Annotated in this window: 14 protein-coding genes; 3 read left to right on the top strand and 11 right to left on the bottom strand. The window is 74.8% G+C overall.

From position 1 onward, the window contains the following. From ACFV61_RS14035 to ACFV61_RS14020, 4 genes are all read right to left on the bottom strand, one after another. Nucleotides 1-460: hypothetical protein (locus ACFV61_RS14035; protein ID WP_380491812.1), on the bottom strand; the 460-nt coding region annotated here is incomplete at its 3' end. Between the two features lie 66 nt (nucleotides 461-526). Further along, nucleotides 527-1,561, bottom strand: a complete 1,035-nt coding sequence (locus ACFV61_RS14030; protein ID WP_063349576.1) for a hypothetical protein — start codon at nucleotides 1,559-1,561, stop codon at nucleotides 527-529. Next, nucleotides 1,558-2,886 carry an MFS transporter gene (locus ACFV61_RS14025; RefSeq protein ID WP_380491810.1) on the bottom strand — a complete coding sequence of 443 codons (1,329 nt, stop codon included), beginning with the start codon at nucleotides 2,884-2,886 and terminating at the stop codon, nucleotides 1,558-1,560. The genes ACFV61_RS14030 and ACFV61_RS14025 overlap by 4 nt, the downstream gene beginning before the upstream one ends. Before the next feature lie 5 nt (nucleotides 2,887-2,891). Beyond that, on the bottom strand, nucleotides 2,892-3,827 hold the full coding sequence (locus ACFV61_RS14020) for an alkaline phosphatase family protein (RefSeq protein ID WP_063349574.1): 936 nt from the start codon (nucleotides 3,825-3,827) through the stop codon (nucleotides 2,892-2,894). A 243-nt stretch (nucleotides 3,828-4,070) separates the two neighbouring features. Between ACFV61_RS14020 and ACFV61_RS14015 the strand changes: the two genes are divergently transcribed. Both ACFV61_RS14015 and cobC read left to right on the top strand, forming a co-directional pair. Further along, nucleotides 4,071-5,435, top strand: a complete 1,365-nt coding sequence (locus tag ACFV61_RS14015) for a cobalamin biosynthesis protein (protein ID WP_380491809.1) — start codon at nucleotides 4,071-4,073, stop codon at nucleotides 5,433-5,435. Further along, on the top strand, nucleotides 5,432-6,508 hold the full coding sequence (cobC, locus tag ACFV61_RS14010; protein WP_380491807.1) for an Rv2231c family pyridoxal phosphate-dependent protein CobC: 1,077 nt from the start codon (nucleotides 5,432-5,434) through the stop codon (nucleotides 6,506-6,508). The genes ACFV61_RS14015 and cobC overlap by 4 nt, the downstream gene beginning before the upstream one ends. On the opposite strand, the gene ACFV61_RS14005 is transcribed toward cobC, so the two are convergent. The 7 genes from ACFV61_RS14005 to ACFV61_RS13975 all read right to left on the bottom strand — a co-directional run bounded on the left by ACFV61_RS14005 (nucleotide 6,495) and on the right by ACFV61_RS13975 (nucleotide 13,671). Beyond that, nucleotides 6,495-7,286 carry an MOSC domain-containing protein gene (locus ACFV61_RS14005; RefSeq protein WP_063349571.1) on the bottom strand — a complete coding sequence of 264 codons (792 nt, stop codon included), beginning with the start codon at nucleotides 7,284-7,286 and terminating at the stop codon, nucleotides 6,495-6,497. The two genes, cobC and ACFV61_RS14005, sit on opposite strands and share 14 nt — an antisense overlap. Beyond that, the gene (locus ACFV61_RS14000) at nucleotides 7,283-7,813 is read right to left on the bottom strand and encodes a hypothetical protein (protein ID WP_063349570.1); all 531 of its coding nucleotides are present in this window, start codon (nucleotides 7,811-7,813) and stop codon (nucleotides 7,283-7,285) included. Before ACFV61_RS14000 ends, ACFV61_RS14005 begins: the two co-directional genes overlap by 4 nt. A gap of 49 nt (nucleotides 7,814-7,862) precedes the next feature. Continuing rightward, on the bottom strand, nucleotides 7,863-8,960 hold the full coding sequence (locus ACFV61_RS13995) for an LLM class flavin-dependent oxidoreductase (protein WP_380491805.1): 1,098 nt from the start codon (nucleotides 8,958-8,960) through the stop codon (nucleotides 7,863-7,865). Between the two features lie 217 nt (nucleotides 8,961-9,177). Continuing rightward, nucleotides 9,178-10,200 (bottom strand): glutamine synthetase, encoded by a 1,023-nt coding sequence (gene glnII, locus ACFV61_RS13990; protein WP_063349568.1) that lies wholly within the window; start codon nucleotides 10,198-10,200, stop codon nucleotides 9,178-9,180. Nucleotides 10,201-10,501: 301 nt separating this feature from the next. Beyond that, nucleotides 10,502-11,611 carry an SCO1860 family LAETG-anchored protein gene (locus tag ACFV61_RS13985; RefSeq protein WP_380491803.1) on the bottom strand — a complete coding sequence of 370 codons (1,110 nt, stop codon included), beginning with the start codon at nucleotides 11,609-11,611 and terminating at the stop codon, nucleotides 10,502-10,504. 184 nt (nucleotides 11,612-11,795) lie between these two features. Further along, on the bottom strand, nucleotides 11,796-12,473 hold the full coding sequence (locus ACFV61_RS13980; RefSeq protein ID WP_063349566.1) for a uracil-DNA glycosylase: 678 nt from the start codon (nucleotides 12,471-12,473) through the stop codon (nucleotides 11,796-11,798). 106 nt (nucleotides 12,474-12,579) lie between these two features. Continuing rightward, the gene (locus ACFV61_RS13975; RefSeq protein ID WP_063349565.1) at nucleotides 12,580-13,671 is read right to left on the bottom strand and encodes an amidohydrolase family protein; all 1,092 of its coding nucleotides are present in this window, start codon (nucleotides 13,669-13,671) and stop codon (nucleotides 12,580-12,582) included. Nucleotides 13,672-13,768: 97 nt separating this feature from the next. Between ACFV61_RS13975 and ACFV61_RS13970 the strand changes: the two genes are divergently transcribed. Further along, nucleotides 13,769-14,854 (top strand): pyridoxal-phosphate-dependent aminotransferase family protein, encoded by a 1,086-nt coding sequence (locus tag ACFV61_RS13970; protein ID WP_380336161.1) that lies wholly within the window; start codon nucleotides 13,769-13,771, stop codon nucleotides 14,852-14,854. Nucleotides 14,855-14,970: the final 116 nt, after the last annotated feature.

Genomic DNA, 14,970 nt, shown 5'->3' with positions numbered 1-14,970 from the left:
GCGGGCGCGCGGGGGGCGCGCGGGGCCCCCGGGGGGGGCGGGCGCCGCGGGGGGGGGGGGGCGGGGGGGGGGGGGGGGGCGGGGGGGGGCCGGGGGCCGGGAGGTCGTAGGCGCGCAGGAAGTCGCCGAGGCCGACGTCCTTGCCCGCGACGCGGTAGTGCAGGTACGCGATGGGGGCGCCGTCGGGGGTGTGGGTGTAGATGGCGCCGACGGGGACGTAGGAGCGGCCGACGCCGGGGTGCTGGGAGGGGTGGAGGCCGGCGAGGAGTTCGGCGCGGTCGCGGTCGGTCTCGCGGCCGACGCGGCCGGCGGTGAGCGAGTTGACGCCGCGCACCACGAGGGCGGCCGCGACGGACACGCAGAGGACCAGTCCGACGGCGACGGTGCGCCGCAGGACGGGTCGGCCGTGCAGGGCCGGCCAGGAGTCGGTGACCGCGCGCTCGGGCGGGATGCCGTCCACGTTTGTCGTTCCCCCGTTCGATCAGGACGTCATTGTGCTCGACGAGGGACCGTAGCCGAGAGTTCCTCAGCCCAGGTAGGCGGGGGCGACCGCGGCCTGGGTGACCCGCCGGGGGGCGCCGCCGCCGTCGGCGGGGACGGTCCACAGGTCGGCGCCGTAGTCGCCGGGCAGAGCGTAGAGGAGGGTGCCGGTGTCCGACCAGACGGCCTGGTCGTCGATGTTGCGCTGTTCGGCGGTGGCGGTCTCGGTCATGGTGGCGAGGTCGAGGACGTACAGGCGCCAAGGGGCGTCGGGGGACAGGCCGGGGACGCGCTTCTTGTAGGCGATGCGGGTGCCGTCCGGGGAGAGCGAGGGGCACTCGACGTTCTCGTGCAGGGTGGTGAGGGTGTGGGCGGCGAGGTCGCCGCGGACGAGGTGGGTGTGTCCGCCGGTGGCGAGGGTCGCGTAGAAGGTGTTGTCGTCGGCGAAGGTCACGCCCCAGATGTTGATGTCGTGGGCCTGGTAGGGGTGGCCGTCCTTGATCACGTCGAAGGTCTCCAGGTTGTCCCGGAGGTTCCAGTCGCGGACGTCGACGATGGAGGTGCGGGTGGAGAAGTCGGTGCCCGCGTAGGAGTCGCCGCTGACGAAGACCGTCCAGGCGGCGAGGTGCCCGGACGGGGAGACCCGGGAGCGGGTGGGGATGCCGGCCGCCGGGTAGGAGCGCCGTTCGCGCAGGTGGTCGTCGAGGACGACGGCGCGGTAGGTGTCCTCCAGGGCGCCGTGCTGGGCCTGGAGGCAGATGCCGGTGCCGGCGGCGGCGTAGAAGCGCAGGCACTGGACGCCGGAGGCGGTGCGCGGGCCGTCCGGGCGGTCGGCGGGGACGGCGGTGAGTTCGTCGCGGTGCGGGCCCCAGGCCATGTTGCGGAAGACCAGCTTCCGCCCCTCGGAGGGCTTTTGCAGGGTGACGGCGCCCTCGGTGACGGCGGGGCCGCCGGGCTGGGCCTGGTCGCGCCGGGCGGTGCGGTCGGCGGCGTGGAGGACGGCCCCGGTGCCGACGGCGCCGAGCAGCAGGACGGCGACCAGGAGGATGATCACCCTGGTCCGGTTCTGGAGTCGGTTCACGTGCTCTCCTCGACGGTGGTGGCGGCGGGTTCACGCAGGACGGCGGCCGCGCCGAGCACGCAGAGCGCGAGCGCCCCCGCCGACCAGCCGAGCGCGCCGGTGCCGCCGACCGCGCTCCACAGCGCGCCGAACAGCAGCGAGCAGGCGAACCGGGCGAGCGCCTGCCCGGTGCCGACCAGGGCGAGCCCGGCGCCGCGCTGCCCGGCCGGGACGGCGTCGGCCGCGGCGGCGGCGAGCACGCCGTCGGTGGCCGCGTAGAAGGCGCCGTGCAGCACGAGGACGCAGACGGCCACCGCCGGGCCGCCGGCCGGTGAGAGCAGCAGCCCGTACGCGAGCAGCAGCAGCACGTGCCCGCCGAGGAAGAGCCTGCGGCGGCCGATCCGGTCGGCGAGGGCGCCGAGCGGGACGGCGAGCAGCAGGAAGGCGGTGGCGGTGCCGAGCGGCAGCAGCGGGAACAGGTCGACGGAGAGGCCGAGCCGGCGCTGGACGAGGAGGTAGAGGAAGGAGTCGCTGACGGTGGTGAGTCCGAGCAGGACGGCGCAGAGCGTGAGCCGTCGCAGCCCGGGCAGCCGCAGCAGGGTGAGGCTTTCGCGCAGCGAGGGAGCCGTAGTTGACGGATCGTCAGTCGACGGCCGGTTCGGCACGAACAGCAGCAGGACCAGCACGCCGAGGGCGGCGACGCACGTGCTGACCGTGAACACCGCGTTGTAGCCGTGCCGTTCGCCGCCGTCGGCGAGCATCGGCCCGCCCGCCAGGCGCAGCACGAGGAAGGCGGTGAGCGGGCCGAGCAGGGCGCCGGCGGTGTCCATCGCCCGGTGCACGCCGAACGCCCGTCCGCGGTGGGCGGGTTCGGTGGAGAGCGAGATCATCGCGTCCCGGGGTGCGGTGCGCAGGCCCTTGCCGGTGCGGTCGACGGCGATCACGGCACCGATCAGCGGCACGGTGTGGACGAGCAGCAGCAGCGGTTTGCAGAGCGCGGACAGGCCGTAGCCGACGGCCGCGACGGCCTTGTGGCGGGCGGCGCCGTCGCGGCCGCGGCGGTCGGCGAGGTGGCCCCCGGCGAGGCGGACGAGCGCGCTGAACCCGTTCTGGATGCCGTCCAGCAGCCCGAAGCCGAGCGGGGAGAGGCCGAGGCCGGTGAGCAGGTAGAGCGGCAGGACGGCGGTGACCATCTCGGAGGAGATGTCGGTGACCAGGCTGACGGCGCCGAGGGCGAGCACCGTCCCGGGTACGGCGCGCAGGGCGGCGCCGCGCCGCCCCGGCGGCTCCGTTGCGGAGGCCGGGGCGGCGGGGGCCTTGGAGCTGCGGGAGTCCGCGACGTACACGGGCGTCAGTTCCAGATGCCGGTGATGTCGGTGGCGTTGGCGGCGTTGCCCGCGTGGGTGGTCAGCCCGGCGAGGTCCTCCAGGGTGCGCAGCACGTTGTAGTGGTTGTAGGTGGTGCCGGTGCTGCTGCCGGGGGTGACGTGGGCGCCGTAGACGACGGTCGGGATGCGGTTGCCGGCGAGGCGGTTGTCCTCGTCGAAGGTGACCACGAGCAGGCTGTTGTGGCTCTTGGCCCAGGTGGCGTAGGCGGCGAGGTTGGTCTGCAGCCAGGTGTCACCGGTGCCGACGGAACAGTCGTGCATGTCGTTGCACAGGTCCGGGATGACGAAGGAGACCTTGGGCAGGGTGGTGTAGTCGGTCGGGAAGGCGTCCATGCCGTAGGCGCTGGAGGCGGGCACGTTGCCGAAGCCGAACCACGGGTTGTGCTTCTGCGCGTAGTTGTCGACGCGGCAGTCGGTGGCGCCCTGGGCGGGCAGGCCCTCGTTGTAGCTGGCCCAGGTCTGGCCGGCGGCGAGCAGTTCGGAGCCCAGGTTGGGCTGCTGGAGGGCGCCGACGTCGACGCAGCTGTCGTCGGTGACGCCCTGCGCGCTGCCGGAGAACAGCATGTAGTAGTTGGGCTGGCTGGGGTGGGTGAGCGCGAAGGACTGGGTGAGCGTGGCGCCGCCGGCGACCAGCGTGTTGTTGATGTACGGCGCGCTGGAGCTGCTGCCGATGACCTGCGAGTAGGCGTGGTTCTCCATCACCACGACGATCACGTGGTCGGGCGAGGGCAGCCCGCCGGCGGTGTCGGCGGCCGCGCTGCCGCCGGCGGCCCACAGGCCGAGCGAGCCGCCGACGAGGCCGAGCCCGGCGGCGAGGGCGGTGAGGGGCCGGCGGAGCGGGCGGCGGAAGGGGCGGCGGGGGGACGTGGTTCCGGGGGTGCGGAGTCGTGCGAAGGCCATCGGGTCCTCCGTGCGTCGGGGCTGCCTGGTTGGAGCGCCGAGAACAGTAGGATCGCGCCGTGTCGTGTACCGCACAAGACAAGTGAAGAACAGACGAACAGCTGCCGCCCGTCGGCGGTCCACGTCACAGCCGCCCCGATTGACCCGTTCCGACCGGGCGTGGTGGGATCACGGGGGCCCTTGTGGCGGGATCACGGATGCTCGTGTGCGGGGATCACGGGGCTTTGGGTGAAGGAGCGGGACGTGATCGGACTGGTCGCCCTCAACGGGACGGGCCGCCTGCTGGCCGACGAGATCCACGCCGCCTGGCCGGAGACCACCCGCATCCACACCGCGGTGGCCAGTGCCTGCTTCGGTCCGACCGAGGCCCTGGACTACGCCCTCGGCCGCAACGACCTGGTGGTCTGCCTCTCGCCGGTCGCGGCCACCGCGCAACTGCTGATCGACGGCTCGCACCTGCGCCCGGGCGGGCCCGGCCTGGTCAGCCTGGACCTGAACCTGCGCTACGCCGTCCCGCTGACCGGCCGCGACAGCGGCGCCGACGAACTGGCCGAGGAACTCGCCGCCCTGCTCGGCGTCCGGGCCGTCCTGACCGGCAGCCCTCCCCCGGCCGCCGCCCGGCCCTTCGCGCACCTGGTCGGGCACGCGTCGACATACACCCGCGGGCCGCGCGGCTCCGCGGCCTCGCGGGCGCTCGCCGAGGGCCGGCCGGTCCGGCTGGAGAGCGACCTGGCGTACCCGCTGCCCGCCCTGCCGCCCTCCGCCCGAGCCGACGCGCCCGCCGACGCCCCCGTCCTGCGGGTCACCGACCGCACCCACCCCGACGAGGACGTGCTCCTCGTACACCCGCGCACCCTGGTCGTCGGGGTCGGCGCGGGCGGCGGCGCCACGGACTCCGAGCTGATGCGGCTGATCACGGACACCCTGGCCGAACACGGCCTGGCCCGCGCCTCGATCGCCCGGCTGGCGACGGTGGCCGGCAAGGCGGACCACCCGGAGGTGCGCTGGGCCGCGTTCTGCCTCGGCGGGGTGCCGGTGGACGAGCACCCGGCGGCGGACCTGGCCGCGATGGCCGTGCCGAACCCGTCGGACCTGGTCGGCGCCGCCGTCGGCACCGCGAGCGTCGCCGAGGCGGCCGCCCTGGCGAGCGCCCCCGGTGGCGAGCTCGTCGCCACCAAACGGAAGTCCGCCGCGGCGACGGTCGCGATCGCCCGGGCGGCGGTCCGCGGACGCCTCGCCGTCGTCGGACTCGGACCGGGCGCGCACGACCTGCTGGTGCCGCGCGCGCTGGCGGAACTGCGGCGTGCGTCGGCGGTCGTGGGCGCGCCGGGCGCGGTCGGGGCGGTCGCCGAGCTGCTGCGGCCCGGGACCAGGCGGATCGCGACGGACGACGGCGCCGGAGCGGCCACCGGCGCGGCCGTCGACCTGGCCGTCGACCTGGCCGTCGACCTGGCCGCGCACGGGCACGCCGTGGCGCTGGTCGCCCTCGGCGACGGCGCGGCGCTGCGCGTGCCGCCGGGCGCGTACGACGTCCACCGCGTCCCGGGGCTGCCCCTCCAGCCGCTCGCCCCCGATGTGCCCGCCCACCCGCAAGGAGACCCCGCGTGACCGCCCCCGAACCCGACCTGCGCCACCACGGCGACGCCGAGGTGCGCGCCGACGGGTCCGGCCTGGTCGACCTCGCCGTCAACGTCCGCACCGGCACACCCCCGGCCTGGCTGCGCGACCGGCTCGCGGCCACCCTCGGCGACCTCGCCGCCTACCCCGACCAGGGCGCCGCCCGCGCGGCGGTGGCCGCCCGGCACCGGCGGCCCGCCGACGAGGTGCTGCTCACCTCGGGGGCGGCGGAGGCCTTCGTCCTACTGGCCCGCGTTCTGACGGCGCATCACATCGTCGTGGTGCACCCGCAGTTCACCGAACCCGAGGCGGCGCTGCGGGACGCCGGGCACCAGGTGCACCGGGTACTGCTGTCCCCCGAGGACGGGTTCCGGCTGGGGGCCGTCCCGGAGGAGGCCGACCTGGTCGTCCTCGGCAACCCCACCAACCCGACCTCCGTCCTGCACCCCGCCGACGCCGTCGCCGCACTCGCCCGCCCCGGACGCACCCTGGTGGTCGACGAGGCGTTCATGGACACCGTGCCTGGCGAACGCGAGTCCCTCGCCCCGGCCCGGGACCTGCCCGGCCAGGTCGTCGTCCTGCGCAGCCTCACCAAGACCTGGGGCCTGGCCGGACTGCGGATCGGCTACGTCCTCGGGCCCGCACCGCTGATCGCCGCGCTCGGCGCCGCCCAACCGCTCTGGCCGGTCTCCACCCCCGCGCTGGCCGCCGCCGAGGCGTGCAGCGGCCCGGCCGCGCTGGCCGAGGCGGAGGAGGCCGCCGCCGAACTGGCCTTGTGGCGGACGTACTTGCTGAAGGGCTTGGCCGCCTTCCCGACTCTTCGGGTGTACGGCGAGCCGGCCGCGTCCTTCGTCCTGGTACGGCTGCCGGACGCGGCGGCCGTCCGGGAGCGGCTTCGCGGGCGCGGCTTCGCCGTCCGGCGCGGGGACACCTTCCCAGGGCTGGGCGAGGAGTGGCTGCGGATCGCCGTCCGAGACGAGGCCACCACCGACCGCTTCCTGGACGCCCTCGCCGCCGTTCTCACCCCACCGCCTCCCTCCCTGCCCCGCCTCAGCCCAGCCTGATCGCATCCCCCACCGCGACCCGGCCGGGCACCAGCACCTGCGCGTACACCCCCGCACAGGGCAGCGCGGGCATGCCCTCCAGCGGGACCAGGCGGTTCCGCTCGGCCGGGACGCGCAGGGCGGACGTGCTCCGGGGCAGCGGGCCGTGCCGCAGGGTCGGGACGGCGCAGCGCGGCGTGGGCACCACGATGCGCAGCCGCAGCACCGGCCCGATCGCCAACTCCCGCCCCACCCACGCGTTCTCGACGTACCCCTCACCCTCGGTGCGGATCACCAGGTTCGGGCGGTAGCGCTCCGCCTCGGCGCCGGTCGCGGCCAGCGTCGAGGTGGTGACCAGATGCAGCGGGGCGAAGTCGAAGAAGCCGCCGTCCGGCGCGGCCCGGCCCAACTCGTTGACGGTGACGTCGACTTCGGCCTCGATGCCGTGCGCCAGCACCTCCTCCGGCACGGCCCGCTCGATCGTCGCCCCGGGCGGGCGCTCGGCGATCAGGGCGACCTTGCGGCCGAGCGCCGCCGACAGCTCCTCCTCGTCCACGCACCGCCCGTCCGGGCCGGTGATCACCACGCCGCCCGCCGCGGTCGCCGCCGTGTAGCCGAGCAGGCCCGCCCACAGCCGCGGGTTCTTGGCGCTGGCGACCTTCCCGGTGTCGAGGTCGAGCAGGGCGCGGCCGCGGTCCCGCTCCAGGCCGCGCCCGTCCACCCCGACCGCCGCCAACTCCTCCCCCAGCAGCGACTTCACCGGGTAGCGCCGCAGCCGTTCGACCGTCCCGACCCTCATGCCGCGACCGCCCATTCGCGCAGGGCCACGAAGTCGGCGGCCAGCAGGCCGATTCGGGGGTTGACGTGGAACGTGAGCGCGGGGGCGGGGTGGTGGGCGGCTATCCAGGCGGTGTCCTGCGGGCCGAGTTCGTCGTCCACCCAGACGAACGGGCGGCCGTCCGCCCAGGCGACCACGTCCCGGGTCTTCCAGTGCAGGCCGTCCGGGTCCTCCCCGAACAGGTCCGTCCACTGGATGTAGGGGAGTTCGGGCAGGCCGAGGTTCGGGCCGATGTGGGTGTTCGCCTCGCCCATCCAGCCGGTGGCCCACACCAGTTCGTAGGGCAGGCCGAGCAGTTCCGGCCCGTGCGCCGGGTTCAGCCACACCCGCAGCGGCTTCGCCCGCGCGTGGGAGTAGCGTGCCTGCCGGTCCGCCCACCAGGTCGGGAGCAGGCGGTGGGTGTCGTACCCCTCCGGCCGCCGGGTCTTCGGCGCGGCGTAGGGGTTGAGCGGTCCGTCCACGTCGAGGAGGAGCAGGGGCAGCGTCATGCCGTGAATTCTCCGGCCGCCCCGGCGGATTGACCAGCGGTTTGCGGGTTCACGGCCGGTGCCACAGGTTGCGGGCGGCCAGCAGCGGCAGCACGCCCTCGCCGAACCAGTACGCCTCCTCCAGGTGCGGCATGCCCGACAGCACGAACTCGTCGATCCCCAGCTCGTGGTACTCGGTGATCAGGTCCGCGACCTCCCGGTGGCTGCCCACCAGGGCCGTCCCGGCGCCGCCGCGCAGCAGGCCGATCCCGGCCCACAGCCCCGGGTACACCTCCAGCCGCTCGGCCGAGCCGCCGTGCAGCGCGAGCATCCGCCGCTGGCCCTCCGACTCGCTCTCGGCGAGCGCCCGCTGGGTCCGGCGCACGCGCCCCGGGTCCATTCCGGCGAGCAGCCGCTCGGTCTCCGCCCAGGCCTGCGCGGCGGTGTCCCGGGTGATCACGTGCAGCCGGATCCCGAACCGCACCACCCGTCCGCGGGCGGCGGCGAGTTCGCGGATCCAGCGGACCTTCTCCCGCACCTGGGCGGGCGGTTCGCCCCAGGTCAGGTAGACGTCCGCGGACTGCGCCGCGACCTCGCCGGCCGCCGGGGACGAGCCGCCGAAGTACACCGTCGGCACCGGCTCCGGCAGCCGGTTCAGCCGGGCCCGCTCGACCCGCAAATGGGGCCCGTGGTGGTCGACCGTCTCGCCCGCCCACAGCCGCCGGACGATGTCCAGGAACTCCCCGGTCCGCGCGTACCGGGCGTCCTTGTCCAGGAAGTCCCCGTAGGCGCGCTGCTCGGCGGACTCGCCGCCGGTCACCACGTTCAGCAACAGCCGCCCGCCGGACTGCCGTTGGTACGTCGCGGCCATCTGCGCGGCCAGCGTCGGGCTGATCTGTCCGGGCCGGAACGCCACCAGGTACTTCAGCCGCTCCGTCACCTGCGTCAGCATCGCCGTCGTCAGCCAGGCGTCCTCGCACCACGCGCCGGTCGGCGTCAGCACCCCCTCGAACCCCAACTGCTCGGCGCTGCGGGCGACCTGCCCCAGGTACCCCAGGCTCGGTGGCCGGTCCGCCCCCGCCACCCCCGGTGTGGACCCGTGCCCACCCCCGACGATCTGCCGGCTGTCACCGTTGGTGGGAAGGAACCAGTGGAACACGAGCGACATGGACGGACACACTCCTACGCCGGGTTGCCTGCGGGATGAGGACGGAGACACTCACCGGCAACACGCGGCCGCGCACACCCGCACCAGGTCCACGTGCAGACGTCGCACGAGGACACGGCGGGCGGAAGCGGTCATGCGAGCGATTATGCCCGACGACGACGGCCGCCGGCCCTCCCTTGTACGGGAGGACCGGCGGCCGGTGCGCAGCGGGGGCGGATCAGACCTGGCCGGCCTTCTCCAGGGCCTCGCAGCAGGTGTTGATCATGAGGCGGGTGACGACGTAGGGGTCGATGTTGGCGTTCGGGCGACGGTCCTCGATGTAGCCCTTCTGCTCCACCTCGACCTGCCACGGGATGCGGACCGAGGCGCCGCGGTTGGAGACGCCGTAGCTGTAGACGTTCCACGGGGCGGTCTCGTGCTTGCCGGTCAGGCGGGACTGGATGTCGTCGCCGTACTGGCTGACGTGCTCCAGCACCTTGTCCTGGGAGGCACCGAGGGACTCGCAGGCGGTGATGATGGCGTCGTAGCCCTCGCGCATCGCCTTGGTGGAGAAGTTGGTGTGCGCGCCCGCGCCGTTCCAGTCGCCCCTGACCGGCTTGGCGTCCAGGGTGGCGTCGATGCCGAACTCCTCGGCGGTGCGGTACAGCAGGTAGCGGGCGATCCACAGGTCGTCCGAGACGGTCAGCGAGGAGACCGGGCCGATCTGGAACTCCCACTGGCCGGGCATGACCTCGGCGTTGATGCCGCAGATCGCCAGGCCGGCGTCGATGCAGCGGTCCAGGTGCAGCTCGACGATCTCGCGACCGAAGACCTCCTCGGCGCCGATGCCGCAGTAGTAGCCGCCCTGCGGGGCCGGGAAGCCGCCCTCCGGGAAGCCGAGCGGGCGGGAGCCCTTGAAGAAGGTGTACTCCTGCTCGATGCCGAAGATCGACTCCTGGGCCGCGTACTTCTCGTCGACCTCGCGCAGCAGGGCGCGGGTGTTGGACGCGTGGGGGGTGCCGTCGGTCTCCAGCACCTCGCACAGGACCAGGATGTTGTCACCGCCGCGGATCGGGTCCGGCACGACCTTCACCGGGTCCAGCACGCGGTCCGAGGCGTGGCCCTCCGCCTGGTTGGTCGAGGAGCCGTCGAAACCCCAGGTCGGGATCTTGTCCGCGTTGGGCAGGACCCGAGTCTTGGAACGGAGCTTCGCGGTCGGCTTGGTGCCGTCGATCCAGATGTACTCGGCCTTGATTGCCACGGCGGTGTACCTCGCATTGCTGGGTGGTGGGTGCCCGCGTAGCGTCGCAAGCCGCCGTTTCCCGGTTGTTCCTCTTGTGTAACGCGGATGTGAACCAACCCTCCGTATTGGCACGGTCACGGTGCGGGAGTGCCAGGGCGGCGCCCGGAGTGGCGGGAGCGGCACCCGGGGTGCCGGGGTCGCACCCGGGGTTCCGGGATGGCACCCGGGGTGCCGGGGTCGCACCCGGGGTTCCGGGATGGCACCCGGGGTTCCGGGGTCGCACCCGGGATGGCGCTCCCGCACCGCGAGGGACCGGGGCTCAGCTCCGGCGGGCGTGCGCGGCCCGGCGGCGCCGGGTGGCCCACAGGGCGCAGGCCCCGCCGGCGACGAGGGCGGCGGCCCCGGCGGCCAGCGGGCCGGTGGCGCTGCTGCCGCCGGTCGCGGCGAGGCCGGCGGCCGGCTTCTCCGACGGCCCGGGCTTCTCGGTGGCGGCCTGCGGGACGACGGCGCGGGCGGTGGTGCTGGTGTCCGCGACCGGCTGGGCGGTGGTGGCGGCAGCGGTGCCGGTCGGCGCGGGCGACGTCGGGGCCTGGGTCGGGGTCGCGCCGGCAGCCGGCGCGGAGGGCTTCTCGCAGCTCACCGAGGCCACGGTGATCTTGCCGGTGACCTTGGCGACGTTCAGGTTCAGCGGGTTCACCTCCACCTGGACCTCCAGGGCCGAGGCGGCGGCGGTGGTCGAGGTGGTGCTCTTCTTGGAGAGCTCCACCGACACGCTGCCGATCAGCGGCACGTCCACCTTGGTCGGCCCGTACAGGCCGATGGTGACGGGCTTGCCGAGCACCGTCAGCTTGGCGGGCGCGACGACGTCGGCGGTCGGCTGCCCGTCGACGGGGCAGGTCGCCTCGGCGCTCATCGCCTCCAGGCCGATCAGCGTGGTGGCGGGCAGGCCGGGAGCGTGCACGTCGGCGTTGACCAGCTTGACGGAGGCGGCGGTGCCCTTGGCGTCGATGCGGGTCACGGCCGTGCCGATGTCGGCCTTGACCAGGGTGACCGGGCCCTGCTGGTCGACGCCGTCGACCTTGGCGGTGAGGAGCGAGCCCTCGCGCTGGGCCGGCGTCTCCACCTTGTTGAGCGCGAGGTCCACCGGGACGTCGACCGTCTTGTTCAGCAGACTGACGTCCAGGGCGAGTTCGGCGGTGACGGCGCGCGCCTTGCCGGGCGAGGCGGCGGACGGCTGCGAGGACGGCTGCGAGGACGACGCAGTGCCCGCCGGGGTGGCCGCCGGCGCGGCCGGGGCCGCGTACGCGGGCGGGACGGTGAGCAGCGTGCAGGCCGCGACCACGGCGGCGGCGGAAGCGGCTCGGCGGACGGAACAAGCCGAACGGGTGGAACGGGCGGAACGGGTGGAGCTGGTGGAACGAGAAGACATGGCGGTACCCCCACAGGTGCTGTTGATCCGGAGCGCGCCCAGACGTCACCCGCGACAGGCGGGGAGGGGCCGGCGTTCCGAACGGTGAGCCGCCAGTCTTCTCGAACAGTCCGTCACAGGAGCCACACAGAACGTCATTTCACTCGTTGGAGTGAGATTGACGCCTGCCGCTGACTCCGGTCTGCTACGGCAGTCGCCAGTCCACCGGCTGCGCCCCCTGCCGCGCCAGCAGCTCGTTCGCCCGGCTGAACGGCCGCGAGCCGAAGAAGCCGCCGCTCGCCGAGTACGGGCTCGGGTGCGCCGACTCGATCGCCGGGATCTCCCCGAGCAGCGGCCGCAGGTTGCGGGCGTCGCGCCCCCACAGGATCGCCACCAGCGGGCCGCCGCGCGCCACCAGCGCCCGGATCGCCTGCTCGGTGACCTCCTCCCAGCCCTTGCCCCGGTGCGCGGCGGGCTTGCGCGGCGCGGTGGTCAGCGCGCGGTTGAGCAGCAGGACGCCCTGCTGCGTCCACGGGGTGAGGTCGCCGTTGGACGGCTGGGGCAGGCCGAGGTCGCTGCCGTACTCCTGGAAGATGTTGATCAGGCTGGCCGGGATCGGCCGGGTCTCCGGCGCCACCGAGAAGCTGAGCCCGACGGCGTGGCCCGGGGTCGGGTACGGGTCCTGTCCGACGATCAGCACCCGCACGTCGGCGAAGGGCTGCTGGAAGGCCCGCAGCACGTTCGGCCCGGACGGCAGGTAGGTGCGGCCGGCGGCCAGTTCGGCGCGCAGGAAGTCGCCCATGGCGGCGACCTGCCCGCCGACGGGCTCCAGGGCGGTGGCCCAACCGGGCTCGACGATCTCGTTCAGTGGACGCGGTGCCATGGTGGCCACCCTATCGGCCTACGCCGACAGCGCGTTCAGCGGATGATCATGCATGCGAACCCGGGACCGCCCGGCCCACCAGCCACGCACCCCGCCAACCACCCGCTCACCCCACCGGCCGGCCGCGCAGCACCACCAGCCGCGGGTCGGCAAGCACCCGGACGTCCGCCCGCGGGTCCTCCCCGTACACCACGAAGTCGGCCGACTCCCCCTCCTCCAGCCCCGGCCGCCCCAGCCACTCCCGCGCACCCCAACTGGCCGCCGACAGCGCCTGCGCCGGGCTCAGCCCCGCCTTCACCAGCTCCGCCACCTCCTCCGCGACCAGCCCGTGCGCCAGCGAGCCGCCCGCGTCCGTGCCGACGAACACCGGGATGCCGGCGTCGTGCGCGGCGCCGACGGTGGCGTAGCGGCGCTCGTGCAGCCGCCGCATGTGGGCCGCCCAGGCCGGGAACCTGCCCTCGCCGCCGGCCGCCAGGCCCGGGAAGGTGGCGATGTTGACCAGCGTCGGGACGATCGCCACGCCGCGCTCGGCGAAGGCCGGGATCAGCTCCTCGGTCAGCCCGGTGGCGTGCTCGATGCAGTCGATGCCGGCCGCCAGCAGGTCCGGCAGCGACTCGGCGGCGAAGCAGTGCGCGGTGACCCGCGCGCCTTCCTCGTGCGCCGCCGCGATCGCCTCGGCCAGCGCGTCGCCGGGCCAGCAGGCGGCGAGGTCGCCGCGCTCGCGGTCGATCCAGTCGCCGACCAGCTTCACCCAGCCGTCGCCGCGCCGGGCCTCCGCACGGACGTACGCGGCGAGGTCGCCGGGCTCGATCTCGTGCGCGTAGTTGCGGATGTAGCGGCGTGTGCGGGCGATGTGCCGCCCGGCGCGGATGATCCGGGGCAGGTCCTCGCGCTCGTCGATCCACCGGGTGTCGGCGGCCGAGCCGGCGTCGCGGATCAGCAGGGTGCCGGCGTCACGGTCGGTGAGCGCCTGCTTCTCGCTGGTCTCCGCGTCGACGGCGCCGTGCGCGTCCAGGCCGACGTGGCAGTGCGCGTCCACCAGACCGGGCAGCACCCAGCCGGTCACCGTCCGGACGTCCTCGGCGCCGGGCGGGCGGGTGAAGCTCACCCGGCCGTCCACGACCCAGAGTTCGTCCCGGACGTCCTCCGGACCGACCAGCACCCGACCCCGGACGTGCAGCACCGCGCCATCGCTCATGGCCCGCACTCTACCGACGGGCGTGTTCCCTGTAAGCAGCAAGAATGCGGCAGACTCGTGCCGACACCCACCACCTCATGCCCGAAAGGCCGCTACCGTGAGCCCCTTCCTCGACCTCCCCCCGCTCAGCGCCGCCGAGTTCGCGGCGATCGAGGACCAGGTGGCCGCACTGCTGCACACCACCGCGGACGTCATCGTCACCCAGGGTGAGGCGCTGCTGCCACTGGAGGCCGCGATCCGCGGCGCCGCGCACCCCGGCTCCACCGCGCTCAACATCGTCACCGGCCCGTACGGGCAGACCTTCGGCAACTGGCTGCGCTCCTGCGGGGTCGAGGTCGTGGACCTGGCCGTCCCCTTCGACAGCGCGGTCAGCGCGCAGCAGGTCGCCGACGCCCTCGCCGCCCACCCGGCCGTCGACTTCGTCTCCCTCGTCCACGCCGAGGCCGCCACCGGCAACACCAACCCCGTCGCCGGGATCGCCGCCGCCGTCCGCGAGCACGGCGCCCTGCTGATGCTCGACGCGGTCGCCTCCGTCGCCGCCGAGCCGCTGCTCACCGACGAGTGGGGCGTCGACCTGTGCGTCATCGGCGGCCAGAAGGCCATGGGCGGCCCCGCCGGGGTCTCCGCCGTCTCCGTCTCCCAGCGCGCCTGGGAGCGGATCGCCGCCAACCCGGCCGCCCCGCGCCGCTCCTACCTGTCACTGCTCGACTGGAAGGAGCGCTGGACGGACGCCGGGCGCACCGTGCTCCCGCACGCCCCCGCCCAGTTGGAGATGCTGGCCCTCGGCGCCTGCCTCGACCGGATCGCCGCCGACGGCCTGCCCGCCGTCATCGCCCGCCACCGCGCCGCCTCCGCCGCCACCCGCGCGGGCGCCCGCGCGCTCGGCACCCTCGCCCCGTTCGTCACCGAGGACGCCCACGCGGCCCCCGTCGCCACCACCCTGCGCACCCCGGCCGGCGTGCACGCGGCCGAGCTCGCCGCCCGCCTCGACCCCGCCCTCCCCGTCCAGCCCGGCGGCGGCCCCCTCGCCGCGTCGATGCTCCGCGTCAACCACTACGGCCCCGCCGCCGCCCTGCCCACCGTCCACGCCTGCCTCACCGCCCTCGCCACCGCGACGGACGCGGACCCGGCCCCGGCCCTGGCCGCCGCGGAGGCGGCCTGGACGGCAGCCGTCCAGGGCTGACACCACGGCGCCGTCGAGGCCCGATCACGCGGAGCGGCCCCCGGGACACCCGGTCCCGGGGGCCGCTCCGTCTCACCCTCGGACAGGACCTGGTCCCACGCGGCGCGGCGGGTTTC

This window comes from Kitasatospora sp. NPDC059817 (assembly GCF_042731835.1).
Taxonomy (GTDB): Bacteria; Actinomycetota; Actinomycetes; order Streptomycetales; family Streptomycetaceae; genus Kitasatospora.
This window is presented reverse-complemented; position numbering and strand designations above follow the sequence as displayed.